General features: G+C 71.5%; 22 protein-coding genes. 8 read left to right on the top strand and 14 right to left on the bottom strand.

Translation table 11 applies throughout. The features are described from left to right. Positions 1–63 precede the first annotated feature (63 nt). A complete protein-coding gene (locus tag PV341_RS02755) occupies positions 64–537 on the bottom strand; it encodes a VOC family protein (protein WP_500323656.1) in 474 nt (157 codons plus the stop codon). A 353-nt stretch (positions 538–890) separates the two neighbouring features. Here PV341_RS02755 and PV341_RS02750 point away from each other — a divergent pair, with 353 nt between their 5' ends. Continuing rightward, a complete protein-coding gene (locus tag PV341_RS02750) occupies positions 891–1493 on the top strand; it encodes a CGNR zinc finger domain-containing protein (protein ID WP_500356575.1) in 603 nt (200 codons plus the stop codon). 162 nt (positions 1494–1655) lie between these two features. Then, a complete protein-coding gene (locus PV341_RS02745) occupies positions 1656–3011 on the top strand; it encodes a mycothione reductase (RefSeq protein WP_500323653.1) in 1356 nt (451 codons plus the stop codon). 78 nt (positions 3012–3089) lie between these two features. Here the strand turns inward: PV341_RS02745 and PV341_RS02740 are convergent, their stop codons facing one another. Both PV341_RS02740 and PV341_RS02735 read right to left on the bottom strand, forming a co-directional pair. Then, complete coding sequence (locus PV341_RS02740) at positions 3090–5048, bottom strand: multicopper oxidase family protein (RefSeq protein ID WP_500323652.1); 1959 nt, start codon at positions 5046–5048, stop codon at positions 3090–3092. A 502-nt stretch (positions 5049–5550) separates the two neighbouring features. After that, positions 5551–6456 carry an NmrA family NAD(P)-binding protein gene (locus PV341_RS02735; protein ID WP_500323650.1) on the bottom strand — a complete coding sequence of 302 codons (906 nt, stop codon included), beginning with the start codon at positions 6454–6456 and terminating at the stop codon, positions 5551–5553. A 202-nt stretch (positions 6457–6658) separates the two neighbouring features. Here PV341_RS02735 and PV341_RS02730 point away from each other — a divergent pair, with 202 nt between their 5' ends. Continuing rightward, entirely contained in the window at positions 6659–8902 is a 2244-nt protein-coding gene (locus PV341_RS02730; protein WP_500356573.1) for a SpoIIE family protein phosphatase, read from the top strand. Between the two features lie 28 nt (positions 8903–8930). On the opposite strand, the gene PV341_RS02725 is transcribed toward PV341_RS02730, so the two are convergent. From PV341_RS02725 to PV341_RS02675, 11 genes are all read right to left on the bottom strand, one after another. Next, the gene (locus PV341_RS02725; RefSeq protein WP_500356572.1) at positions 8931–9299 is read right to left on the bottom strand and encodes a nitrile hydratase accessory protein; all 369 of its coding nucleotides are present in this window, start codon (positions 9297–9299) and stop codon (positions 8931–8933) included. Then, positions 9296–9895, bottom strand: coding sequence for a nitrile hydratase subunit alpha (nthA, locus tag PV341_RS02720; RefSeq protein WP_500323645.1), 600 nt, complete (start codon positions 9893–9895; stop codon positions 9296–9298). Before nthA ends, PV341_RS02725 begins: the two co-directional genes overlap by 4 nt. Continuing rightward, positions 9895–10557 (bottom strand): nitrile hydratase subunit beta, encoded by a 663-nt coding sequence (nthB, locus tag PV341_RS02715; RefSeq protein ID WP_500323643.1) that lies wholly within the window; start codon positions 10555–10557, stop codon positions 9895–9897. Before nthB ends, nthA begins: the two co-directional genes overlap by 1 nt. A 122-nt stretch (positions 10558–10679) precedes the next feature. Continuing rightward, on the bottom strand, positions 10680–11507 hold the full coding sequence (locus PV341_RS02710) for an SDR family oxidoreductase (RefSeq protein ID WP_500323714.1): 828 nt from the start codon (positions 11505–11507) through the stop codon (positions 10680–10682). A 97-nt stretch (positions 11508–11604) separates the two neighbouring features. Continuing rightward, entirely contained in the window at positions 11605–12282 is a 678-nt protein-coding gene (locus PV341_RS02705) for a histidine phosphatase family protein (RefSeq protein ID WP_500323641.1), read from the bottom strand. A 91-nt stretch (positions 12283–12373) separates the two neighbouring features. Further along, positions 12374–13261 (bottom strand): phosphogluconate dehydrogenase (NAD(+)-dependent, decarboxylating), encoded by an 888-nt coding sequence (gene gnd / locus PV341_RS02700; protein WP_500356570.1) that lies wholly within the window; start codon positions 13259–13261, stop codon positions 12374–12376. Between the two features lie 89 nt (positions 13262–13350). Then, entirely contained in the window at positions 13351–15000 is a 1650-nt protein-coding gene (gene pgi / locus PV341_RS02695; RefSeq protein WP_500323639.1) for a glucose-6-phosphate isomerase, read from the bottom strand. Beyond that, positions 14993–16051 (bottom strand): glucose-6-phosphate dehydrogenase assembly protein OpcA, encoded by a 1059-nt coding sequence (gene opcA / locus PV341_RS02690; protein WP_500323638.1) that lies wholly within the window; start codon positions 16049–16051, stop codon positions 14993–14995. Before opcA ends, pgi begins: the two co-directional genes overlap by 8 nt. Continuing rightward, complete coding sequence (gene zwf, locus PV341_RS02685) at positions 16048–17601, bottom strand: glucose-6-phosphate dehydrogenase (RefSeq protein ID WP_500323637.1); 1554 nt, start codon at positions 17599–17601, stop codon at positions 16048–16050. Before zwf ends, opcA begins: the two co-directional genes overlap by 4 nt. Beyond that, positions 17598–18746 carry a transaldolase gene (tal, locus tag PV341_RS02680; protein WP_500323636.1) on the bottom strand — a complete coding sequence of 383 codons (1149 nt, stop codon included), beginning with the start codon at positions 18744–18746 and terminating at the stop codon, positions 17598–17600. Before tal ends, zwf begins: the two co-directional genes overlap by 4 nt. Before the next feature lie 207 nt (positions 18747–18953). Next, positions 18954–19733, bottom strand: coding sequence for a sigma factor-like helix-turn-helix DNA-binding protein (locus PV341_RS02675; RefSeq protein WP_500323635.1), 780 nt, complete (start codon positions 19731–19733; stop codon positions 18954–18956). 134 nt (positions 19734–19867) lie between these two features. On the opposite strand from PV341_RS02675, the gene PV341_RS02670 reads away from it, so the two are divergent. From PV341_RS02670 to PV341_RS02650, 5 genes are all read left to right on the top strand, one after another. Further along, positions 19868–20344, top strand: coding sequence for a MarR family winged helix-turn-helix transcriptional regulator (locus tag PV341_RS02670; RefSeq protein WP_500323634.1), 477 nt, complete (start codon positions 19868–19870; stop codon positions 20342–20344). 148 nt (positions 20345–20492) lie between these two features. Next, on the top strand, positions 20493–21497 hold the full coding sequence (locus tag PV341_RS02665) for a LacI family DNA-binding transcriptional regulator (protein ID WP_500356568.1): 1005 nt from the start codon (positions 20493–20495) through the stop codon (positions 21495–21497). Positions 21498–21774: 277 nt separating this feature from the next. Next, complete coding sequence (locus PV341_RS02660) at positions 21775–23112, top strand: ABC transporter substrate-binding protein (RefSeq protein WP_500323632.1); 1338 nt, start codon at positions 21775–21777, stop codon at positions 23110–23112. A gap of 7 nt (positions 23113–23119) precedes the next feature. Next, a complete protein-coding gene (locus tag PV341_RS02655; protein ID WP_500356566.1) occupies positions 23120–24070 on the top strand; it encodes a carbohydrate ABC transporter permease in 951 nt (316 codons plus the stop codon). A 56-nt stretch (positions 24071–24126) separates the two neighbouring features. Further along, positions 24127–24924, top strand: coding sequence for a carbohydrate ABC transporter permease (locus PV341_RS02650; protein WP_499517036.1), 798 nt, complete (start codon positions 24127–24129; stop codon positions 24922–24924). The last annotated feature ends 22 nt before the right edge of the window (positions 24925–24946 follow it).

The following is a 24946-nucleotide window of genomic DNA, read 5'->3' as shown; positions in this document are numbered from 1 at the left end:
GTATTGGGGTGCAGGAGGGGCCGCGTCCGTACGGCTCCGTACGCCCTGCGGTGAGGGGGTGGGTCAGCGGCCGGGGAACCGCTGCTTGATCTCCTGGAGCACCCAGCCGTTGCCGTCCGGGTCGCTGAAGGTGGCGAACGAGCCGTACGAGGCACGGTCGGGCTGCAGGCCCGCGAGCCGCCCCTGGCCCTCCTGCCGGTGGGTGATCTCCCCACCCTCGTGGCCGTGGAACAGCAGCCCGCCGGCGTCGTGGAACACCTCGCTCACCTCGATGCCCCGGGCGACCAGCTCCGCACGGGCCTCCTCGATGTCGAGGACGGCCAGGTACAGCCCCTGGGCCGAGCCCGGCTCGGCGGAGGTGAGCCCCTGACCGAACATCACCGAGCACTCCGAGCCCGGCGGGGTGAAGTGCACCGCGCGCCAGTCCTCACTGACGGCCTTGTCCAGATCCAGGCGGAATCCCAGCGCCTCGTAGAACGCCTTGGCCCGGTCGACATCGGTCACGGGCAGCACGACGAGTTCCAGCTTCGTGTACATGGGGGTCTTCCTTCGTAGACGACGGTGCGCCGCACGCCGGCGGTCACCGTTTTCCGGGGGACGAGGACGGCGGAGCCACACCGGCGCCACACGCCGGATCCCCGGCCGGGTCGCCGAAGGCTTCGAACCGCAACTACTGGAGCGGCTCAGCCTGTCTTCGTGGTGATGACCGTAGGCCATTAGGTCGCAACTCGCAACGCGCATCCTCACGAAATGGGGCGAGCGTGACACACCTCACCGCGACCCCACTGCTCCTCACCGGACTCCACCACACGGGAAGAGAATGACCACCGTCTCGGTTTCACCCACAACGGGGAGTGATCTAGACTGGCCCGGAAAGGGAGGCCCGCACGATGCCGACGCCCACGACCGAGCGCAGTCCGCTGACCCAGCCCGCAGCCGTCGACGCGCTCCTACGGTTCCTCAACACGCACGCTTCGGGGCCGAGGCAGCTCCCGGAGCGCTTCACGGACGCCCGCAGCATGCACGCATGGCTGCTGGAGCACGACCTGGGCACGGGGTCCACCCACGTCACCGAGGCCGACGCGGCCGCCGCACGCGAACTGCGCGACGCCCTGATCACCGTGCTGCTGGCGCACGCGGGCGACAAGAACACCACACCCGAGGCACTCGCCCGGGCGGAGGAGCACCTTCGCGGCGTCGCCGCCCGCTACCCCCTGGCCACGGTCGTCACCGCCGAGGGAGCCCGTTTGGCGAGCACGCAGAGCGGCATCCCCGGGCTGTTCGGGACCGTACTGGCGAGCGTCACCGAACTCGCGCACGCGGGCGTGTGGGACAGGCTGCGGGCATGCCGCCACGAGCCGTGCCACTTCTGCTTCTTCGACCGGACGCGCAACAGCTCGGCCGGCTACTGCGGCCCGAGGTGCGGTTCCCGCGCGTCCATGCGGGCCTACCGGCAGCGCAGGAAGGAGCAGGCCGCCGGAACGGCGGGCTGACCTCCGGCTGTGTCGCACCGTTGGTGCACCCCCGGCGCCCCGTGCCCGTGATATGAACCTCGAAGGACCGAACAGGCACAAAACGGGCGGGCCGTCCCGCGGGGGGCCCGCCCCGCAGCCAGGACGTCCGGACATCTGCTGACCGGCGGAAGGCGGGCGGACATGGCGCACTACGATCTTGTGGTCCTCGGCGCGGGCAGCGGCAACATGCTGATCGGGGACGAGTTCGCGCACCTGCGCTGCGCCATCGTCGAACCGGGCCGCTTCGGCGGTACGTGCCTGAACCGGGGCTGCATCCCCAGCAAGATGTTCGTCGTCGCCGCCGACGCGGCCGAGGGCGCACGGGCGGCCGCGCGCCTCGGGGTCCACGCCACCGTCGAACCGGTGGACTGGAAGACCGTCCGCGACCGGGTGTTCCACCGGATCGACCCGCTCCACGACAGCGCGGTGGACTACCGACGGGACCACGGCATCGACGTGTACACCGGGGAGGCCCGCTTCGTCGGGCCGAAAGTGCTGCAGGTGGGCGAGGAGCGGATCACCGCCGACACCATCGTCGTCGCGGTCGGCTCACGGCCCGACGTGCCGGACGTCCCCGGACTGGACACCGTGCCGTTCCACACCTCCGACACGATCATGCGGATCGAGGACGCGCCCGCTTCGCTGGCCGTCATCGGCGGCGGGTTCATCGCGGCCGAGTTCGGCCACGTCTTCGGCGCGTTCGGGTCGGACGTCACGATCATCCAGCGGGGGCCGCGCCTGCTGATGGCCGAGGACGAGCAGGTGTCCGAGCGCTTCACCGAGCTCGTCTCCCGTCGGCACCAGGTCATCCTCGGCGCCACCGTCACCGCCGTCGAACGTCGCGCCGACGGTGTCGAGGTGAGTGTGACCTGCGCCGAGGGCGAGCAGGTCGTCCAGGCAGAGATGCTGCTGGTCTGCACCGGCCGCCGGCCCAACACCGACCGGCTGGACGCGGCCGCCGGCGGGCTGGAACTCGACGGGCACGGGCACATCGTGACCGACGACACCTACCGCACGTCCGTACCGGGGGTCTGGGCCCTCGGCGACGCGGTGAACCACTTCCAGCTCAAGCACATGGCCAACGCCGAGTCCCGTGTCGTACGGCACAACCTGCTCCACCCGGACGACCTGCACACCCTGTCCAACAAACTCGCTCCGCACGCGGTCTTCACCAGCCCGCAGATCGCGAGCGTCGGACTCACCGAGCAGGAGGCGCGCCGCCACGGCGTCGCGTACCTGGTGAGCGTCCGCGACTACGCGGACACCGCCTACGGATGGGCCCTGGAGGACACCACCAGTTTCGTGAAGGTCCTGGCGGACCCCCACGACCGGACGATCCTGGGCGCGCACATCATCGGTCCCCAGGCCGCGACGCTCATCCAGCCGCTGATCCAGGCCATGGCACTGGGGCAGACGGCCGACCAGGTCGGCCGGGAGGTGCTGTACATCCACCCCGCGCTGACCGAGGCCGTCGAGCAGGCCCTGCTGGACCTGTAGGCCCGGGGTCCGGGTCCGCCCGGAGCGGTCCCGCCCGAGACGGGACCGCTCCGGGCCCGGACGCCCGGGCGGTGGGGGCTACATCTTCATGTGCTTCATGTCGTGCGCGTCCATTCCCCGGCCCATGTCCATCAGCATCCGGTGGATGTCGTGGACCGGCGACGGCATGACGACGAAGGGCCGCATCATGCCCTCGTCCTCGTGGTCGAGGAGGTGGCAGTGGTACATGACCTTGCCGGTCTGGTCGGCGAGACGTCCCGCCACGGTGACGAGGGTGTTGGCGTTGACGGTGATGGTGTCCTTCCAGCCGGACTCCTCCGGGGCGACCGGGACCGGAGCGCCGACCGTGATGGGCTTCCTGGTCTGCGCCGTGGCGAAGTCCACACCGGAGGAGTCGACGGCCCGCCGGTCGACGACCTGGAAGTTCATCAGGTGGATGTGCATCGGGTGGTAGATGGGCACGCCCTCGGGGGCGGCGCTGATGAAGTGCCACTTCTCCCAGGTGCCGGAGGCGGCGAAGAAGGTGGTGGTGTCCTCGAACATGGTGCCCGTTCGGCGCAGCGTGACGGTGCCGCCCGGCATGTCGACCCTCACGATGCCGGTGCCCGGCGCCGTGTCGGCCGGGACCTGCTCCATCTCCCAGATCTGGGGCATGGCGCCGGTCTTGTCGAAGCCGAGCAGGACGAAGCGCTCGGTGGCGTCCTTGGGCACGTCGGCGAGGGTGAGCTTGCGGAACGACTTCGACAACGTTGTCGGAAGCGGGTGCAGCGCGCGTCGCTTCTTCTCGACGCGGAACTGCATGACCTCGGGGAACGGGATCACGAAGTCCGGCAGGGCCGCTCCGGCGGTCTGGCCCGGGATCGTGTTGACGAGCTTGAGCTTCCTCCCGGGGAAGGCCGCGAAGTCGACGACGACGTCGGCGCGCTCGGCGGGCGAGAGGGAGATCGCCTCGTCGATGGTCTGCGGCTTGCCGAGCAGCCCCATGTCGGTGCCGATGAGCTTCATGGCGCCGCGCACGACCCTGCCGGTCTCCTCGTCGACGACGACCAGGCGGTAGACGCGGGTGGTGGAGACGTTCACCAGACGGAAGCGGTAGGCGCGGGCCTGCACGTCCAGGTACGGCCACACCACGCCGTTGACCATGGTGAACGGGTTCAGGCTCGCCAGGGCGGGCGGGATGGTTCCCGGCATCGGCATCGCGCCGCCGCCCAGGATCCGCTTGGCGAGGACCTGGCCGGTGAGCCGGCCCTGGGCGTCGGTGTCGAAGTTGACGTCCTGGATCGTCAGCGGGATCTCGTGCTCGCCGCGGGGCAGTCCGAGCCGGTCCTCCTCCGCGTCGCGCACCACGTAGTTGCCGACCAGACCGGCCTGGACGTTGAGCGAGGTCACCGACATGGCGTGGTCGTGGTAGAAGAGGTGGGTCGCCGCCTGGTCGTTGGCGTACTCCCCCAACTGCCCGTTACCGGAGGTGACTCCGAACTCCGCGGCGCCGTCGCTCAGGGCGTTCTGGTGGCCGCCGTGCACGTGGACGGTGGTCCAGGCGGTGAGCCGCTCGACCTCGGGACGGGCGGCGGCACCCTCGGCACCGGGCCGGTTGTAGGGCAGCAGGCCGGGGCCGGGCCCCTCGGGGTTCACCCACACCGCCTTGACCGGCGTGCGGCCCTTGAGCTTGTTGTTCCAGGCGATGCGTACCCGCTCCCCGCTGCGGACCTCGATGGTCGGGCCGGGGAAGTGGCCGGCGTAGGTCCACAGCCGGGTCGGCGGCATCTGGGAGTGCAGCCGGACCGAGGACCGGACCATGTCGATCTCCGTGATCCCATGGCTCTTGGGGCGCAGCGTCGGCGGGACGCGAAGCGCGTCCCGGAACGGTTTCAACGTCGTGAACGTGGGCTCGTTCACGCCGTGCAGCGCGTCGGCCGCCTCCGCCGTGCCCTGGAAGACGCCGGCGGAGCCGAGGACTCCGGTGCCGGCGACGGCGACGGCCGCCGCGGTGACCCCGGCCATGCCGAGGACGGTCCGCCTGCTGGTCGTTGACATGTAAGTGTTCATCCTGTTCTGGGTGGTACGAGCGCGGGAGGCGGAGCTTCGAAGGGACGCACATGCGCTCCCCTGGGTCCGGGGAGCGTCGTTCCGCGCGCCTCAGGACGGCGATGCCGAGCGGTCGACCTGCGGCCTGGGGAAAATCGGGCGCGGACGGATGCCGTCAGGCCTGTCGGCCACCGTCATCCCGCGTCAGGGCAGGCACGTCGGCCTGCCGGCCGGTCCCGACGAGGGTCCTGTCGGTCCGGCGTTCCCGGAGCGCGCATCCTCCCGGTGGGTTCGCCACCTCGGTGCGGCACTCGTACCCGGGCATTCCCCCCCAGCCCGCGCTGAGCCCCCGCGCACTACTTGCTCGGTCAAACAAGTAGAACATTGGATTACTTGTACGTGCAAGTAGCTTGATTCGTCATCAAACCGGCGGCGGCAACACGGGCCCGCGGACGCACGGCGGACCCCGCTCCGGCATCCCCGCGGGATGCCGGAGCGGCCCCGCGCGGGCTCAGCCCAGGTAGAAGTCCCGGCGGGCGGCGACGAACTGCTCGACGGTCCGGGCGGGCACGCCCGTCACACGCTCGACGTCGTCGGACGCCCGGTCGTAGCGGTTCTCCCGGTGCAGCCGGCCCATGGTGGCGATGTGGGCCTCGACGTGCGGCGGCAGACCGGCCCGGCTGAGCACCTCGTCCCGCCACCGCTCCGGCGGCACGTCGACGTAGGACACCTCACGTCCCAGCGCCCGGGAGAACTCCTCGGCCATCTCGGCCATGTCGAGCGTGCGCGGACCGGTCAGTTCCAGGACCCGGCCGACGTGCGGGACCGGGTCACGCAGGACCGTGGCGACGACCCGGGCGACGTCCTCCACGGCCACCGGAGAGGTACGCCCGGTGCCGAACGGCAGCGCGATCGTCCCGGTCTCCCGGATCGACCGTGCCGCCAGTGCGGTGAACAGCGGATTGTCCAGGAAGGACGTCGGGCGGACGTGGACCACCGGCAGGCCCGACCAGTTCAGCACCTGCTCCGCCAGCCAGTGCAGCCGCTGTTGGTGGGACTCCCCCGTGCTGGTCGCGGTCATCTGCGACACCGTCATCTGCGACATGCCCACCAGCGCGTCCAGCCGCCCGTACGCGCGGGCGACGCTCGCCACCACGGTCGCCGCGAGCAGGTGATCGGTCGAGACGGGCATCGCGAAGTACATCCGCCGCGCACCCTCCAGTGCCGCCGCCACGGTCTCGGGCCGGGTCAGATCGCCGGTGACGACCTCCGCGCCGAGCGCGCGCAGCGCGTCCGCCCGCTCGTCGTCGTGGCGGACCATCGCGCGCACCGGTACGTCCTGCTCACGCAGGAGTTCGAGGACGGCACGGCCCACGCCGCCGACCCCGGTGACGAGGACAAGATTGCCGGCAGCCATCGGTCGGTCTCCTTCTGGGTTGGCTGAGTTCCGGGTGACGGGTGTGGCCACGGACTCCCGTGGCGTCCGAGGTGCCGCAGGGCGCGCACCCCCACCCGCACTATTACGAGCATATGCTCCTATCTGCCGAGCGGCAAGCGAGGTCTTCGCCCCTGAGCGACCGGCCACCCGCGCACCTATACTCGCGAGGAGGAGCCGTTCGATGACGAGCAACAGCGCAGTCGGAGAACACCGCCGCGAAGGCGGGCCCGCACGGATCGAGGGCACGGGTCTCGAGGAGGTCCTGCACGGCACCCTCCGTGAGGCCCTGTTCCGGATGGACGCCGTCGCCGCGGCGGTCTATCTGCTGGACGGGAGCGGCGCCGAACTGCGAGCGGCGATGATCGCCGGCAGCCCGCCCTCCATGTTCACGATCCCCTGCCGGATGCCCATGGACATGCCCCGCGCTTCGACCCGCGCCGTCACCACGGGCGCGACGGCGGTGCTGCCCGATCCCGACCCGGCCGACCCGGACCAGCGCTTCGCACTGCCCTATCCTTACGCGGCCCTGGCGTCCCCGGCCACCGCCGGCGGGCACCGCTTCGGCGCGCTCACCGTGCTGCGCCTCGAGAGCCACGGCGACTACGGCCCCGCCGACCACACGGTGCTGCAGGAGATCGCGGACGCGCTGGCCACCGCCCTCGCCGAACTCGTGCGTCACGGCGTTGCCGTCGTGAGCGGCCCCGCACCCGCCCTCGTACCGGTGTTCCACGCGAGCATCCACACCCCGGGCTGGGGGGTGCGCGGCGTCCCCGGCTCGTCCGGAGCCAGCCTGATGTACCCCCTGCGTCATTTCGCCGAGCGCCTCAACCAGGCCACGACGGTGGACCACGTCGTCGCGGCGGCCCGGGACTGCATCATGTCCCCCTTCGGCGCCGGAGCCGTGGTGCTGGCCTCGGTGAGTGCGGGCCGGCTGTGGGTCCTGGGACACAGCGGACCGTCCTCCGCCCTGGTCCGCACCGTCCACGGCGCCAGACTCGGCGCGAGCACTCCCGCGGTGGAGGCGGTACGCGGGCACGCACTGTTCCTGTCCGAGGGCGCACCACCGGACACGGACCCGGACCGGCACGACGCCGGGCCGCGGGCCGAGGCCTACCTGCCGCTCGTCGTCGGGAGCAGGAGCGTCGCCGAGGTGTCCCTGATGAACCCGCGCATCGTCGGGGTGTGCTGCCTGGAGTTCGAGGGGGCCCGCGCGTTCCCGCCCGAGGAACGGACGGTGCTCGGCATGATGGCCGGCATGCTGGGGGCGACGGTGGAACGCGTCGAACTGGGCACCCGGCAGCGCGAGATCGCGGAACACCTGCAGCGCAGGCTCCTGCCGCCCGTCCTGTCCGAGCTGCCGGGGCTGGCCACCACCGCGCGCTACCGGCCCGCCACGACCACCTGCCAGGCGGGCGGCGACTGGTACGACGTGATCAAGGTGTCGGACGACCGGATGGTGCTCGCCGTCGGTGACGTGGAAGGCCACGACCTGGACAGCGCCGCCGTCATGGGCCAGGTGCGCACCGCGCTGACCTCGTACGCGACCGAAGGCCACTGCCCCGCCGCGGTGATCGACCGGACGGGCCGGCTGCTCGCCGAACTCGGCACGGAGCAGCTCGTGACCTGTTGCGTGGTCGCCCTGGACACCGCTGACGGTATGGCAGAAGTGGCTCTCGCCGGGCATCCGGCGCCGGTCGTACGGCGGCCCGACGGAAGCGTGGACGTCCTCGACGCGCCCGCGAACCTCCCCCTGGGCGTCACCACGCAGCACCCTTACCGCGGTTGTGAGCACACGCTGTCCCCAGGGTCCGTGCTGATGCTCTACTCCAACGGCCTGACCGACTCCCTCACCGGGGACCACGGCGCGTGCGCGCGGACCCTGCTCCGTGCGGGGGTCCGGGAGTCCGGGGCCGACCTGGAACAGGTCGCCGACCGCATGGTCGCCGAGGTCTCCGGCCCCCGGTGGCGCCGGGACGACGCGGTGCTGCTCCTGGCCCGGTACGAAGGCGCCGCGGGCAAGGGGGCGCCACTGACCGCGAGCCTGCACGTGCAGCGGCGCGATCTGCACGGGGTCAAGGCGGCCCGGGAGTTCGTCGACGAGCAACTGCACGCGTGGTCGCTGCCGGTCGTGTCGGACACCCTCCAGCTGATCACCTCGGAGATCGTGACCAACGCCCTCATCCACGCGGGCAGCGACGTCGACGTCCGGCTGCGGGCCTTCGGCGACCACGTCCGGCTGGAGGTGCGGGACTCCGACAGCAACCCGCCCGTCCCCTCGCCGCTGGCCCTGGACGAGGAGGAGAACGCCGAGGCCGAGCACGGCAGGGGTCTGCTCATCGTCGAGGCCCTGGCCGGGCAGTGGAACGCCTCGCCCAACGGCCGCGGCAAGACCATCTCCCTGGACCTGCCCATCCCGCACGGCTGACGGACCGGGCCGGGAGCGGTGCCTGCGGTCAGTGCCGATGTGCGTGGTCGTCGTGGTGGTGGTCGCCGTGGTCGTGGCCCGCGGGCCGGCCGGCCAGGGTCCGGGCGCGCGCGGTGACCTCGCCCGCACGGACCACGTCCTGTTCGGTGAGCACGTCCTCCAGCGCGGCCAGCCAGAGCCGGTAGTAGTTCCAGGCACCGTCCGCGTGCGGCGCGCTCTCCCAGGCCCGGATGCGCGCGATCAGCGCGGCCTGGAACCGGGGCCAGGCGAAGGCACCCGCTTCGTGGAGGCCGACGGCCATGCCGAAGGCGCGGCTCTCCCACGGCTCGGTGAAGACCAGCTCGCCGTTGGAACGGGGCGGCGCGGCCGGACCGTCGACGTCCAGGGGCACGGTCACGGCGCCGTCACCTTCGCCACGCCGACCATGGCGTCCCGGGTCACCAGCGGCACGAGTTCCTCCTCCGTCAGGTGCTCGGTGCCGGCGGGGCGTTCGGGCAGCACCAGCCAGCGCACCTCGCTGGTGGAGTCCCGGACGGTGATCCGCACGTCGTCGGCGAGGTCGAGTCCCATCTCGGAGAGCACCGTGCGCGGTTCCCTCACCACGCGCGCACGGTAGGCAGGATCCTTGTACCAGCTCGGCGGCAGGCCGAGAACCGGCCACGGGTAGCACGAGCACAGCGTGCAGACCACCACGTTGTGGGTCGTGGGGGTGTTCTCCACGACGACGATGTGCTCACCCTGCCGCCCGGCGAAGCCCAGTTCCGCGATGGCCGCGGTGCCGTCCTGGAGCAGCCGGCGCTTGTACTGCGGGTCGGTCCACGCCTTGGCGACGACCTTGGCGCCGTTGAGCGGGCCCACCTGGGTCTCGTAGGTGGCGATGATCGTGTCCATCGCCGCCGGGTCGATCAGGCCGCGCTCGGTGAGCAGTTGCTCGAGCGCCTCGGTCCGCAGGGCCGGGGGGAGGTGGTCGCCCGGTCCGCTGGTGGAGGTCATCAGGGGGTCTCCAGGTAGCTCTCGTACAGCTCGGCGGTGACGGAGAAGGGCTCGGCGCCGGCACCCCACAGCTCGCGGGAGTCGAACCGGACCGAGTAGACGTGCTGCGGGTTCTCGCCCAGGAAGTGCGCATGGGTGTCCGGCAGCAGCGCGGCGGGCTGCACGAGGTCGACGACGCCGGGGTGTCCGCGCAGGTAGCCCGGCAGCCGCGTGTGCCCGGGCGGGGACATGTCCTTCGCGCGGACCCGCTCGCCGACGGCGAAGGCCGGCGGGGTGTCCACGGTACGGAGCGAGCCCGGGGCGGTGGGAGCGTAGTCGGGGCGGGCCGGTTCGGGGACCGGTGGCTCCTCGACGCCGGCGCCGCGCAGGTTGCGGGCGCGGGCCTCGACCGCGGTGGGCGCCAGGACGGCGCTCTCGGTGAGCATCAGTTCCGCGGCGTTCAGCCACCGGCCGAAGTAGCCGTCGTCCAGGTAGGCGGCCCGGTCCAGACGTTCCGTGGCGTGCCGGAAGGCGTCCACGTTGTACCCGGACACCTGGGTGGAGAGGATCGCCAGCGCGAACGCCCGGCCCTGCCAGGGCTCGGCGAAGACCGGTTCGCCGGGTCTCGGCGGCCGGACGGGCCCCCATCCCCGCGTGCCCCCCATGTCCGCGATGCCCTCCATGGCGCGCCCTTTCGTGTGCCGGGATCACTGGCACATCAGCTTGACCCCTGGGCGGCCGGTGTCCCCGGCGACACGGCCCGCGCGCCTCCCGGTTCCATCCGATGGGCAGTCGGGCCCGCGTCCTACCGGGGGTGGAGGAACTCCCGGGCTCCGCGCAGACGGGTCCGTATGCGCCGCTGGGTGGCGCTGCTGTCGAGGCGGACGTCGAGGGGGCCGGGCACGGGGCCGTCGATGCGGCGTCCGGCGCGCAGCGCGGTGGCGTCGAGTCCGTCGCGGCGGGCGATGAGCCCGCCCAGTTCGTAGCGGTTGAGGGCGTCCGTCCCGGCGAGGTGGAACACGCCCGAGGCGTCGGACACCGCGAGTTCCCACAGAGCGGAGGCGAGGTCCTCGACGTGCACCGGGCAGCGGACGTCGTCGGTGAACAGGACGCCGTCGCGTACGCCTGCGGCCAGGTCGTGGACCAGGCGCTCGTGCGCGGATCCGCCGTCGCCGATGATCAACGAGGTACGCGCGACCACGGCGGCCGGCGCCAGGAGCCGCACCGCGGTCTCGGCGGCGGCCTTCGCCGCGCCGTACGGGCTGATGGGATCGGGCAGGCAGGTCTCGTCGTAGTGGACCCGGCCCCCGGAGAAGACGGCGTCACTGGAGACGTGGACCAGGCGGCAGCCGTGTTCCGCGGCGGCCAGGGCCACGCGGACCGAACCGTCGGCGGTGACCTCCCAGTCGCTGTACCCGCTGCTGGCGTTGACGACGGTGTCGGGGGCGACCTCGGCCAGTACCTCGCCGAGGTGCCCCGGGGCACGGAGGTCGAGGTGGTGCCACGGGACACCGGGGACCCCGCCGGGGTGCCGGGAGCGGTACGTCGCGGCCGTCTCGAGACCCGCGGCCGCGGCCTGTCGTACGAGTTCCCTGCCAAGGAACCCGCTGCCGCCGACGATGAGGACCTTCACGGGCTTCACGGTAGGGCAGACGCAGGACCGGCGGGGCTCCTCCGCCCCGGAAGACGGCGAAGGCGGGGGAGGAAGTTCCCGACGGGGCGACGCCCCCTCACCGGCCCGGGGACGAGTCGTGCTCGGGGCGCCGCTGCGGGGGGATCACGCCGGACGGGGAGTGCGCGCCGGTCGCCGGGGCGCCCGTGGTGTTCCAGGCCTTGATGACGGGGCGGTCGTGCTCGGTGCCGAGCCGGCTGACGGTGCCGGTGTCCAGGGCGAACAGCGATCCGGCCGACGGCGGCAGGCCGAGGCGACGGGCGGTGAGGACGCGCAGGATGTGGCCGTGCGCGACGAGCAGCACGTCGCCCGCGGCGGGGTCGCGCAGCAGCGGCTCGACGCGCGCGAGCACGCGGTCGGCGCGGCGGCCGACGTCCTCGGGGCCCTCCCCCGGATGATCAGCGGGGCCGGGGGCCACGCCGTCGGCCCACAGGTTCCAGGTCGGACGGGTGCGGTGGATCTCGGCGGTGGTGACGCCCTCGTAGCCCCCGTAGTCCCATTCGCTCAGGTCCGGGTCGATCTCGGCACCGGGCACCCCGGCCAGTTCGGCGGTGCGTACGGCGCGGCGCAGGGGGCTGCTCAGGGCGAGGGCGATGTCGTGCCCGCGGAGCAGGTGGGCGACGCGGGCCGCCTCCCCCTCGCCGTGCGGTGTCAGGGGCAGGTCGGTGTGGCTGGTGTGCTGTCGGGACAGGGTCCACGCGGTTTCGCCGTGGCGGAGCAGGAGCAGGTCGCCCATGGTCGTTCATCCACTTTCGGCACGGAGGAGGAGGGTGGTGCGGGTGAGGCGGTACGGAGCCCGCGCCGGCGGGCGCGGGCTCCGGCGGTGGCTAGGCCTTGTCGTCCGCGGTGGTGACGGCGTGGCCGCCGAACTGGTTGCGGAGCGCGGCGATCATCTTCATCTGCGGGGAGTCGTCCTGGCGGGACGCGAAGCGCGCGAAGAGCGACGCGGTGATCGCGGGCAGCGGCACGGCGTTGTCGATGGCCGCCTCGACGGTCCAGCGGCCCTCGCCGGAGTCCTCCGCGTACCCCCTGAGTCCGCCGAGGTGCTCGTCCTCGTCGAGGGCGCCCACGGCCAGGTCCAGCAGCCAGGAACGGATGACGGTGCCCTCCTGCCAGGAGCGGAACACCTCGCGCACGTCGGTGACCGAGTCGACCTTCTCCAGCAGCTCCCAGCCCTCGGCGTAGGCCTGCATCATGGCGTACTCGATGCCGTTGTGGACCATCTTCGCGAAGTGGCCGGCGCCGACCGCGCCCGCGTGGACGAAGCCGAAGTCGCCCGCGGGCTTGAGGGCGTCGAAGACCGGCTGCACCTTCTCCACGTGCTCCGCCTGGCCGCCGACCATGAGGGCGTAGCCGTTCTTCAGGCCCCAGACGCCTCCGGAGACACCGGCGTCCACGAAGCCGATGCCCTTGGCGGCCAGCTCCTCGGCGTGCTTCTCGTCGTCCGTCCAGCGGGAGTTGCCGCCGTCGACGACGATGTCGCCCGGCTCCAGGAGGCCGCCGAGCTCGTCGACCACGGACTGGGTCGGGGCGCCGGCCGGCACCATCACCCACACCACGCGGGGTGCGTCGAGCTTGTCGACCAGTTCGGTGAGGCTGCCGACGTCGGCCAGGTCGGGGTCCCGGTCGTAGCCGACGACGGTGTGGCCGGCGCGGCGGATCCGCTCGCGCATGTTGCCGCCCATCTTGCCGAGGCCGACGAGTCCGAGTTGCATGTCAGGTGCTCCTTCTGTGTGTCGCAGGTGTGGTCGGCGGGCGGCGCGCACCCGTGGCCGGGCGGCGCCGCCGTGGGAGTTCCCCCGGGTCAGTTGCCCCGCAGGGAGCGGTACGCGGCCACCAGGGCCGCGGTGGAGGGGTCGAGTCCGGGCACGTCGGCTTCGCCGGTCAGGGCGGGTTCGACGCGCTTGGCGAGGACCTTGCCGAGCTCGACGCCCCACTGGTCGAAGGAGTCGATGTTCCACAGGGCGCCCTGGACGAAGACCTTGTGCTCGTAGAGCGCGATGAGCTGGCCCAGGACCGCGGGGGTCAGTTCGGTCGCCAGGACGGTGGTGGTCGGGTGGTCGCCGCGGAAGGTCCGGTGCGGGACCTGCTCCTCTGGCACGCCCTCGGCGCGGACCTCGTCGGCGGTCTTGCCGAAGGCGAGCGCCTGACCCTGCGCGAACAGGTTGGCCATCAACAGGTCGTGCTGGGCGGTGAGTTCCGCGGACAGCTCGCCGGCCGGGCGGGCGAAGCCGATGAGGTCCGCCGGTATCAGCTTCGTGCCCTGGTGGATGAGCTGGTAGTACGCGTGCTGGCCGTTGGTGCCGGGCGTGCCCCACACGACGGGGCCGGTCTGCCATGCCACGGGGTGCCCGTCGCGGTCCACGGACTTGCCGTTGGACTCCATGTCCAGTTGCTGCAGGTAGGCGGTGAACTTGGAGAGGTAGTGGGAGTACGGCAGGACGGCGTGCGACTGGGCGTCGAAGAAGTTGCCGTACCAGACGCCGAGCAGTCCGAGGATCAGCGGCGCGTTGGCCTCCGCGGGTGCGGTGCGGAAGTGCTCGTCGACGGTGTGGAAGCCGTCGAGCATCTCACGGAACCGTCCCGGGCCGATGGCGATCATCAGGGAGAGGCCGATCGCCGAGTCGAAGGAGTAGCGGCCGCCCACCCAGTCCCAGAACTCGAACATGTTCTCCGGGTCGATGCCGAACTCCGCGACCTTGCCGGTGTTGGTCGACAGGGCGACGAAGTGCCGGGCGACGGCCTTCTCCTCCCCGTCGAGCCCGGCCAGCAGCCAGCTGCGCGCGGAGGTGGCGTTGGTGATCGTCTCGATGGTGGTGAAGGTCTTGGACGCGACGACGAACAGGGTCTCGGCCGGGTCGAGTCCCTGCAGGGCCTCGTGGAGGTCCGCGCCGTCGACGTTGGAGACGAAACGGAACGTCAGCGAGCGGTCGGTGAACGGCCGCAGCGCCTCGTACGCCATGGCGGGGCCGAGGTCGGAGCCGCCGATGCCGATGTTGACGACGTTCCTGATCCGCTTGCCGGTGTGGCCGGTCCACCCACCGGAGCGCACCCGGTCGGCGAAGGCGGACATCTTGTCGAGCACCGCGTGGACCCGCGGCACGACGTTCTCGCCGTCCACCTCGACGACGGCGTCCCGCGGCGCGCGCAGGGCGGTGTGGAGGACGGCCCTGCCCTCGGTGACGTTGATCTTCTCGCCGCGGAACATCGCGTCGCGCAGCTCGAACACGCCGGTGGCGGCGGCCAGGTCGCGGAGCAGGGCGAGGGTCTCGTCCGTGACCAGGTTCTTGGAGTAGTCGATGCGCAGGTCGCCGACCTCCACCGTGTAGCGCCGCGCGCGTGCGGGGTCCGCCGCGAACAGCTCGCGCAGGTGCGGTCCCGGCCGCGTGGCGGCGCGGTGCTCCGCCAGTGCGGCCCACTGCGGGCGGTGGCTCGGCTCGGGTGTGTCAGGCATCGTCCTTCTCCTGGTTCTCGTGCTGGTGCGCGCGCTGCGGCGGCACCGGGGCGGCCTTCGCGGAACGGGCCCTGGTGGAGGCGGCCTTCGCCGCCCGGGCCGGGGCGGCCTTCGCCGGGAGGGCCTTCGTGCGGGGCGCCTTGACCTGGGCCCGCAGCGCGGCGGCGTAGGCCTCGTCCGGGTCGAGACGGCGGAGCTCCTCCGCGATGAGCTCGGCGGTGGTGCGCACCTTCAGCGCCAGGGCGCGGGTGGGCTGTCCGGGGATGGACAGCCGGGCCACGGCGCCCTCGGGGCGGTCGATGGTGACGTCGCCGTCCGGGGTGCGCAGCCGGACCGCGGTCACCACGGGCCCGTCGGTGACGACCCGTTCGACGGGCACGCGCAGCCGGTCGGCGAACCAGCGGGCCAGCAGTTCGGCGCTGGGGTTGTCGGCCTCGCTCTCCACGACCGCGGACGTGACCCGGGCCTGGGCCTGGTCCAGCGCGGCGGCGAGCATGGAGCGCCACGGCGTCGTCCGGGTCCACGCGAGGTCGGTGTCGCCGGGCGCGTACGCACCGGCCCGGGCCGCCAGTGCCTCCAGCGGCCGGTCGACCGCGTAGGCGTCGGTGATGCGGCGCTGGGCGAGGGCGCCGAGCGGGTCCTTGGCCGGTACGTCGGGTGCGTCCGCGGGCCACCAGATGACGACGGGGGCGTCGGGCAGCAGCAGCGGCAGGACCACGGAGTCGGCGTGCCCGGCCACTTCACCGAACAGCCTCAGCAGCACCGCCTCGCCGGATCCGGCGTCGGAGCCGACGCGGACCTCGGCGTCGACGCGGGAGGGGGTGCGCCGGCCGCTGGTGCGCGACGGCCGCTTGATGACGACGAGCGTGCGCGAGGGGTGCTCCTGCGCCGCCTGCTCCGCCGCCTTCAAGGCGTCGTGGGCGTTCTCCTCGTCGGTCACGATGACCATGGTCAGGACCATGCCGACGGCGGGGGTGCCGATGGCGCGGCGGCCCTGCACCAGGGCCTTGTTGATGTGGCTTGCCGTGGTGTCGGTCAGGTCGATCCTCATGGCCTGCGCCAGCTCCGTCCGTCTCGTGCGAGCATCTCGTCGGCCTCCGCGGGGCCCCAACTGCCCGCGGTGTACTGCGCGGGCCGTCCGTGCGTGTCCCAGTACCGCTCGACCGGGTCGAGGATCTTCCAGGACTCCTCGACCTCCAGGTGGCGGGGGAAGAGGTTGGCGTCACCGAGCAGCACGTCGAGGATGAGCCGCTCGTACGCCTCGGGGCTGGACTCGGTGAAGGACTCGCCGTAGGCGAAGTCCATCGTCACGTCGCGTATCTCCATCGACGTCCCGGGCACCTTCGAGCCGAAGCGCACGGTGATGCCCTCGTCGGGCTGGACGCGGATGACGATCGCGTTCTGCCCGAGTTCCTGCGTCGCCTCCGGGCCGAAGGGGGAGTGCGGGGCGCGCTGGAAGACGACCGCGATCTCGGTGACGCGGCGGCCCAGGCGCTTGCCGGCCCGGAGGTAGAAGGGGACGCCCGCCCAGCGACGGTTGTCGATCTCCAGCTTGATCGCGGCGTAGGTGTCGGTCCTGGACTCGGCGTCGATGCCGTCCTCCTCCAGGTAACCGTCCACCTCCTCCCCGCCCTGCCAGCCGTGCGCGTACTGCCCGCGCACCGTGTGCGCGCCCAGGTCGCCGGGGAGCCGTACCGCGCGCAGCACGTTCAGCTTCTCGGACAGGAGCGACTCGGCGTCGAAGGAGGCGGGCTCCTCCATGGCGGTCAGCGCGAGGAGTTGGAGCAGGTGGTTCTGGATGACGTCGCGCGCGGCGCCGATCCCGTCGTAGTAGCCCGCGCGGCCGCCGATGCCGATGTCCTCGGCCATCGTGATCTGCACGTGGTCGACGTAGGAACGGTTCCACAGCGGCTCGAACATCGTGTTGGCGAACCGCAGCGCCAGGATGTTCTGGACCGTCTCCTTGCCCAGGTAGTGGTCGATCCGGAAGACCTGCTCCGGGGCGAACACCTCGTGGACGAGCGCGTTGAGTTCCCGCGCGCTGGCCAGGTCGTGGCCGAAGGGCTTCTCGATGACCGCGCGTCGCCAGGAGCCCTCGGGGGCGTCGGTGAGTCCGTGCTTCTTCAGCTGCCGCACGACCTTGGGGAAGAACTTCGGCGGTACGGACAGGTAGAACGCGTAGTTGCCGCTGGTCCCCCGGGTGGCGTCCAGCTCGTCCACGGTGACGGCGAGCTGCTTGAACGCGACGTCGTCGTCGAAGTCGCCGGGGATGAAGCGCATGCCCTCGGCGAGCTGCTGCCAGACCTCCTCCCGGAACGGCGTCCGGGCGTGCTCGCGCACCGAGTCGTGCACGACCTGGGCGAAGTCCTGGTCCGCCCAGTCGCGGCGGGCGAAGCCGACGAGCGAGAAGCCCGGCGGCAGCAGCCCGCGGTTGGCCAGGTCGTACACCGCCGGCATCAGCTTCTTGCGGGACAGGTCACCCGTCACGCCGAAGATCACCAGCCCGGACGGGCCGGCGATGCGCGGCAGCCGCCGGTCGGACGGATCACGCAGGGGGTTGGGCCACGGGGTGGTGGCGGGTGCGGTCGGGTCCTTGCTCATCGCGCGTCGGCTCCCTTGCCGTTCAGTGCTGTTCCGATGGCCTGCAGCAGTTCGGCCCAGGCCGCCTCGAACTTCGCCACGCCCTCGTCCTCCAGCCGCCGGACGACCTCGTCGAGGGGGATCCCCAGTCGTTCCAGGGCCGTCAGGTCGGCGCGGGCCCGGTCGTGGCGGCCGGTGACGGTGTCACCCTCGACGCGGCCGTGGTCGGCGACGGCGTCGAGCGTCGCCTCCGGCACGGTGGTGACCGTGCCGGGCGCGACGAGTTCCTCGACGTAGCGGGTGTCCCGGTACGCCGGGTCCTTCACACCCGTGGAGGCCCACAGGGGCCGCTGCTCGTGGGCACCTGCCGCGGCGAGCGCGGCCCAGCGGTCGCCGGCGAAGAACTCCCGCTGCGCCCGGTACGCCAGCCGGGCGTTGGCGAGCGCCGCCCTGCCCTTCAGGGCCGACGCCTCGTCCGTGCCGAGCTCCGTCAGCCGCCGGTCGACCTCCGTGTCGACGCGGGAGACGAAGAAGGAGGCGACGGAGTGGACGGTGGACAGGTCGATCCCGGCCGCACGCGCCCTCTCCAGACCGGCCAGGTAGGCCTCCATGACCTCGCGGTGGCGCTCCGGCGAGAAGATCAGCGTGACGTTCACGCTGATGCCGAGGGCGGTGACCTCCGTGATGGCGGGCAGGCCCGCCGCGGTCGCCGGGATCTTGACCATCACGTTGGGGCGGTCGACCAGCCAGGCGAGCTGCCGGGCCTCGGCGACGGTCGCCCGCGTGCGGTGGGCCAGGCGCGGGTCGACCTCGATCGACACCCGGCCGTCCCGGCCGCCGGTCGCCTCGTACACGGGTCGCAGGAGGTCGGCCGCGGCACGCACGTCGGCGGCGGTCATCATGCGGACGGCTTCGTCCGGGGTGACGCCGCGCGCGGCCAGGTCGGCGAGCTCTTCCCGGTAGTCCTCCCCCGAGCCGATGGCGGCCCGGAAGATGGACGGATTCGTGGTGACGCCCACCACACGTCCCGATGCGACGAGTCGGGCGAGGTCGCCGGAGACGATGCGTCTGCGCGACAGGTCGTCCAGCCAGACCGAGACTCCCTCGGCGGCCAGTCGCTGCAACGGTTCCGCGGTTGCGGTTGCTTCTTGGTTCACTGTGATCATCTTCTTTCTGCGCTCGCGTCAACCGCGGCGGGCCCCAAAGGATTCCCGGCTGCTGGGGACGTGTTTCCGCAGGTGACGGAGGTTTCCCTCCCCGCGGGCATGACAGCGCGGGCCCCGGGAATGTGACGAGCGACGAAGATCACGCCGCGCATGGGTGCCGCAAGGGCCCGCCGGCCCTTGCCCGCGGCCTCCCCACGCGACGGCGTGTCATGCGGATCCGCTCCGCCCGGCACCGACGAGGTCGCCGCTGGCGTACTCCTGCTCGGACGCCGCCACGCGCGGGCCTTCGGCCGCCCACAGCCGCAGCCGGGCGTCGTGCAGCCAGTACGCCGCAATTGCCGCAGAAACATCCATGATGTCTGCTATCTCCTGATAGGCGAAGCCTTCAACGGCCGCGAGGTACACGGCGAACCGCTGCTCCCTCGGCAGCGTGAGGAGGGCGGCCCGGACGTCCGCCTCGGACAGCAGGACGAACTCGTCCAGCGCGGACCCCCGCACCCCCTGCGGGATCCCGGACTCCGGCGGCAGCACGCACACCTCCGGATGAGGGCCGACGAACGCCGCGGCCAGGAGGTCGTAGAGCCAGGCCCGGTGGTCGACGCCGTCGAGGAGGCGCGGGAACGCGGCGTACGCCCGGGTGAACACCTCCAGGACGAGTCCCTCCGCCTCGGCCGGGTCGCCCGTGACGCCCAACGCGGCCCGGTACACGGGGTCGAGGAGGGTCAGCACGTCACGCTCGAAGCGTGCCTCGCGCCCGGCGGAACCGTCCTCGTCGCCGACGGCCGCCCGCACCGGAGCCTCGGCAGCCTGCCGGGCCTGCGGGGCGCGGACGGTCCTGCGGTGACGGCCGCTCCCGGGCGCCGTACTGCTCCCCCGCGCGTACGGCTCACCGTCGACGCTCCGGCCCCGGTGCCGGCCACCGCCCTGGCCGGACACCGCGTAGCGGATTCCTGCGGTGGACTGGGCGTTCGTCAGCGACTGAGGCATGTTGCGTCTCTTTCCGGGATGACCCGCTTGGTCGGTACGGTCGCGCGGGCAGGGGTGGCCACACCGCACGGCTCGGCGTTAATTGCTTCGCGCAGCAAATATATATCCTTCGCGAAGCAAGTAAAGTGGGGGGCATGCACGATGCCGCACACCGCCCGGAATCCGCACCGGATCTGCTGGATCCCCTCAATCCGGACGAAGAAGCCCTCATGCGGTCCCTCAGCCGTGTCATCTACGCCCTGCCCCGCGCTCTGGACGCCGACATGACCCGCGAGCAGCGGCTCCCCCTCATCGAGTACCGGGCGATGATGAACCTCTCGGAGGCGCCCGGGCGGCGGTTGCGGATGAGCGACCTCGCCGCCGCCTGCGAGATGTCGCTCAGCGGCATGACGGGCGTGGTCCGCCGGATGGAAGGCCAGGGGTTCATCCGGCGGGTCAGGTGCGAGCGGGACGCCCGGGGCTCGAACGCCGTCCTCACCGACGCCGGGCTGGCCCGCCTGGAGGAGGCCTGGCCGACCCATCTGGCCTCCATGCGCCGCCACTTCCTGGACCACCTCGCCGGTCTCGACCTCCGGGCGCTCAGCGCGGCGCTGCGTACCGCGGCAACCTGAACCCGCCTCTTTCCCGAGGTCAGAGCCGCACCGACGGGCCCGTACCCCCGCAGCCGTGCGGCGACCTGATCTCGCGCCGCCCCGTAGGGGACGTGCATACTCAGGCCCTGCGGGCGCGCCGGCACCCGCGACGATCGGGAGGTACGCGATGGTGTCGTCGTCAGGGACGGAATCCCGGAGGGTCACTATCCATGACGTCGCCCGGTCCGCGGGGGTGTCCCGGCAGACCGTGTCGCGGGCGCTCAACGACAAGGACGAGATCGACGGCACCACCAAGCAGCGTGTGCTGGAGGCCGCCCGCGAGCTCGGTTACCGGCCGAGCCGCTTCGCCCGCGGCCTGGTCCGGCAGGACACCACCACGATCGGGCTGGTCATCCCCGACCTGCTCAACCCGTTCTTCACCGAGGTCGCCGCGGCCGCGCTGGAGGCGGCCCGGGCGCGCGGCTGGCACGTCGTCGTCTACGACACCGGGGACAGGGCCGAGGAGGAGTTCGGCACCCTGCAGGTGATCGCCTCGCAAGTGGACGCGGTCGTCGGCTACTTCAGCTGCTCCGAGCACGACCTCGAACGCTTCACCCGCGGAGTGCCCGTGGTGCTCATCGGGCGTGAGCACCACACGGCGCGGTTCAGCTCGATCCGCATCGACGGCGAGGAGGGCGTCAACGCCGCGGTCGCACACCTGGTCGCCGCGGGCCACCGGCACATCGGCATGCTCGACCACGACGGCCGCGCCGAGCCGAGCGTCCGGCGCGAGTGGTTCGCCACGGCCGCGGCGGCCCACGGGATCGACGCGGGCAGAGTGGTCGGGGCCGCCCAGTCGGCCGACGGCGGCGGGACGGCGCTCAGGAACCTGCTGGCCGCGCATCCCGACGTCACCGCGGTCTTCACCTTCAACGACATCATCGCCATCGGCGCCCTGCGCGAGGCGCGCCGGCTCGGCAGGGCCGTCCCCGAGGACCTCGCCGTGGTCGGCTTCGACGGACTGCAGCTCGGCACGCTCGTGGAGCCCCCGCTGTCCAGCGTCGCGCTCGACACGCGCCGGCTCGGCGCGCTCGCCATCGACCAGGTCGCTCGGCTGCTGACCGGGCTGGAGCCGCTCGGGGCCGACGACCTCGTCGTCCGCGCCGAACTGCGGCTGAGCGGCTCCGCTTAACCTGCCGGACCCGTGTGCGCCGCAAAGTCTTGACACTTGACGGCACCGGAGCGCACACTTCCGAACAATTCTCAATGGCCCCGTGAGCGTTCACGTGAACGCTCACGTGAACGCTCACGGGACCGGAACACGTGGTTTTGCCCAACCTTGCGACGGCGCTCGGTGCGTGCACCGGAACCCGTCGCTCCCCCTGTCCCTTCTCTCCAGCACGGCCCGCCTGAGGTGTCAACGTCGACCCGGCTGGCGCCCACGCCAGCCGTCCTCCGGAACGGAAACCATGAGCAGCACAGTCACGCGCATCCGCGTCGCCGCCGTCGCCGCGGCAGCCAGCATCGCCGTACTCGCCGGATGCTCATCGCCGGCCCCTTCGGGTGACAGCGCATCGGCAGACGCCTGCGCGCCCGCGAAGGGCAAAGTCACCCTCCAGTACTGGAACACCGTTCCCGGCATGGACGAAGTCGTCGCGCTGTGGAACAAGAAGAACCCGAACATCCAGGTGGAGACGAAGAACATCTCCAACGACCAGTACGGCACCATCGGCAACGCCCTCAAGGCGGGCAAGGCGCCGGACCTCGCCCAGGTCGGCTACGACGAACTGCCCAACCTGCGCAGCCAGGACGCCTTCGCGGACGCCTCCGCCTGCAAGGCGGCCACCGACGCCAAGTCGGCGTTCGTGCCCTGGACCTGGTCGCAGGCCAGCTTCGGCGGCACCGGGGTGTTCGCCATCCCGCAGGACACCGGCCCGATGGCCCTGTACGTGCGCAGCGACATCTTCAAGAAGCACGGCCTGGAGATCCCCAAGACCTGGGACGAGTACGCGACCGAGGCGCAGAAGCTGCACAAGGCCGACCCGAACCTCAGCATGACGTTCTTCGACCCGAACAACGCCGAGTGGTTCAACGGGCTCCTCTGGCAGAACAGCGCCGAGATGTACTCCTACTCCGGCGACAAGTGGCACGTCGCGGTCGAGTCCGAGCAGAGCAAGCAGGTCGCCGACTACTGGCAGAAGCTGATCGACGCCAAGCTGGTGCGGACCGACCTCGCCCACGGCTCGACGCAGATGTACACGGCGTACCAGAAGGACCAGATCGCCACCTACGTCGGCGCCGCCTGGGGCTACAGCATGTTCCGCGACAACCTGCCCAAGCAGGCGGGCAAGTGGTCGATCGTGCCCATGCCGACCTGGGGTTCGAGCGCCGCGTCCGGTGACTGGGGCGGCTCCACCGTCGCCTTCATGAAGGGCGGCAAGCACCCGTACGAGTCGGTCAAGTTCAACACCTGGCTGAACACCGACCCCGAGGCCCTCGCGCTGGAGAACAAGCTGGGCGGCCTCTACCCGGCGGCCACCGCCGGTCTGGCGCTCCCCGCGCTCTCCCAGGGCGTGGCCTACTACGACAACGAGAAGATCTTCGACGTCTTCGCCGAGTCGTCCAAGAACATCGACACCGACTTCACCTGGGGCCCGACCCAGAAGACGGTCAACCTGGCGCTCCAGGACGCGATGGCCAAGGCGACCGCCGGTGACGGCACCGTCGCCGGCGCCCTCACGGCCGCCCAGGACGCCGCGCTGAAGTCCATGAAGGACCAGGCGATCCCGGCCACGGCGGGCAAGTGACCGTCGCATGACCGACCTCGCAACCCGCGCGACGCGCGGGGTGGCGACCACCGAGGGCCGCCGTCGCCGCCACAACGGCGGCGGCCCCCGGGCGGGCACCATCGCCGCGTTCGTGACCCCGTTCTTCCTGCCGTTCGTCCTCTTCTACCTGGTGCCGATCGGCTACGCGTTCTGGCAGAGCCTGCTCGTCGTGCGCCGCACCGGCGGCCAGTACGGCACGTCGTACACGACCTTCGGCGGTCTGGAGCAGTACACGCAGGTCTTCCAGAACACCGAGTTCTGGGGCAGCATCGGCCGCATCGGGCTGTTCGGCATCGTGCAGGTGCCGGTGATGCTCTTCGTTGCGCTGGTCATGGCGCTGCTGCTCGACACCCCCCTGCTGAAGCTCAAGGCGTTCTTCCGCATCTCGGCGTTCATGCCGTACGCCGTGCCCGGCGTCATCGCCGCGATCATGTGGTCGTACCTCTACTCGCCGCAGATCAGCCCCGTCGTCGACCTGCTCAAGGGCGTCGGCCTCCAGCCCGACTTCCTCGGTCCGGGGGCCGTGCTGTGGTCGACGGCGAACGTGTCCACCTGGCTGTGGACCGGCTACAACATGCTGATCATGTTCTCCGCGCTGCAGTCGATCCCGCAGGAGCTCTACGAGGCCGCCAAGCTCGACGGCGCCAGCAACTGGGCCATCGCGTGGCGGATCAAGGTGCCGATCATCGCCCCATCGGTCGTCCTGACCACGGTGTTCTCCATCATCGGCACGCTGCAGCTGTACGCCGAGCCGGCGGTGCTGCGCCAGATCTCCTCGAACATCCCGAGCACCTTCACCCCGAACATGCTCGCGTACACGGTGGCCTCCGGGAACAACTACCAGCAGGCGGCAGCGATCTCCGTGGTCATCGCCGTGATCACCTTCGTCTTGAGCTTCGGGTTCATGCGACTGACCTCGAAGAGGGCCGGACTGTGAGCGACCAGACCCCGATCCGCGAGAGCCGCGTCAGCCGAACGGCCGCCACGGCCCTGATGTTCCTGCTGGCGGTCTACTTCCTGCTGCCGGTCTACTTCCTGGTCGTGGCGGCGACGAAGCCGCAGGGCGACCTCGCCTCCACCAACGGCCTGGCGTTCTCGCACTTCGACCTCTTCGCCAACCTCGACACCCTCTTCACCCGCAGCGACGGCATCTTCGGGCGCTGGGCGCTGAACAGCGTGCTGTACGCGGTGCTGGGCGCGGCGGTCGGCACCCTGATCTCGGCGCTGTGCGGCTACGCGCTCGCCAAGTTCCCCTTCCGGGGCCGCGAGTTCCTCTTCTCCGTCATCCTCGGCGGGATCCTCGTACCGACCACCGCGCTCGCGCTGCCGCTGTTCCTGCTGTTCTCGGCGACCGGGCTCGTCAACACCTACCTCGCGGTGTTCCTGCCCAGCATCGTCAGCCCGTTCGGCGTCTACCTGGCCCGGATCTTCGCCGCGTCGGCCGTCCCCCAGGAGATCCTGGAGTCGGCGCGCCTCGACGGGGCCGGGGAGTTCCGGACGTTCTTCTCGGTGGCGTTCAAGCTGATGACGCCCTCGCTGGTGACCATCTTCCTGTTCCAGTTCGTCGCGATCTGGAACAACTTCTTCCTGCCCATGGTGATGCTGCAGAAGGAGTCGCTCTTCCCGATCACGCTCGGCCTGTACCAGTGGAACGGCCAGACCGCCCGCGCCCCGCTGCTGCAGGAGTCGGTGATCACCGGTTCGCTGGTCTCGATCGTGCCCGTGATCGTCGTGTTCATCCTCCTCCAGCGGTTCTGGCGCACCGGACTGGCCGCCGGCTCGCTCCGCTAGCCCCGCGCCGGCACCCCTGCCC

It is taken from the genome of Streptomyces sp. PA03-1a (assembly GCF_033792805.1).
In the GTDB taxonomy this organism is placed as follows: domain Bacteria; phylum Actinomycetota; class Actinomycetes; order Streptomycetales; family Streptomycetaceae; genus Actinacidiphila.
The sequence above is the reverse complement of the archived record's forward strand: the minus strand, read 5'-3'. Positions and strand labels throughout refer to the sequence as shown.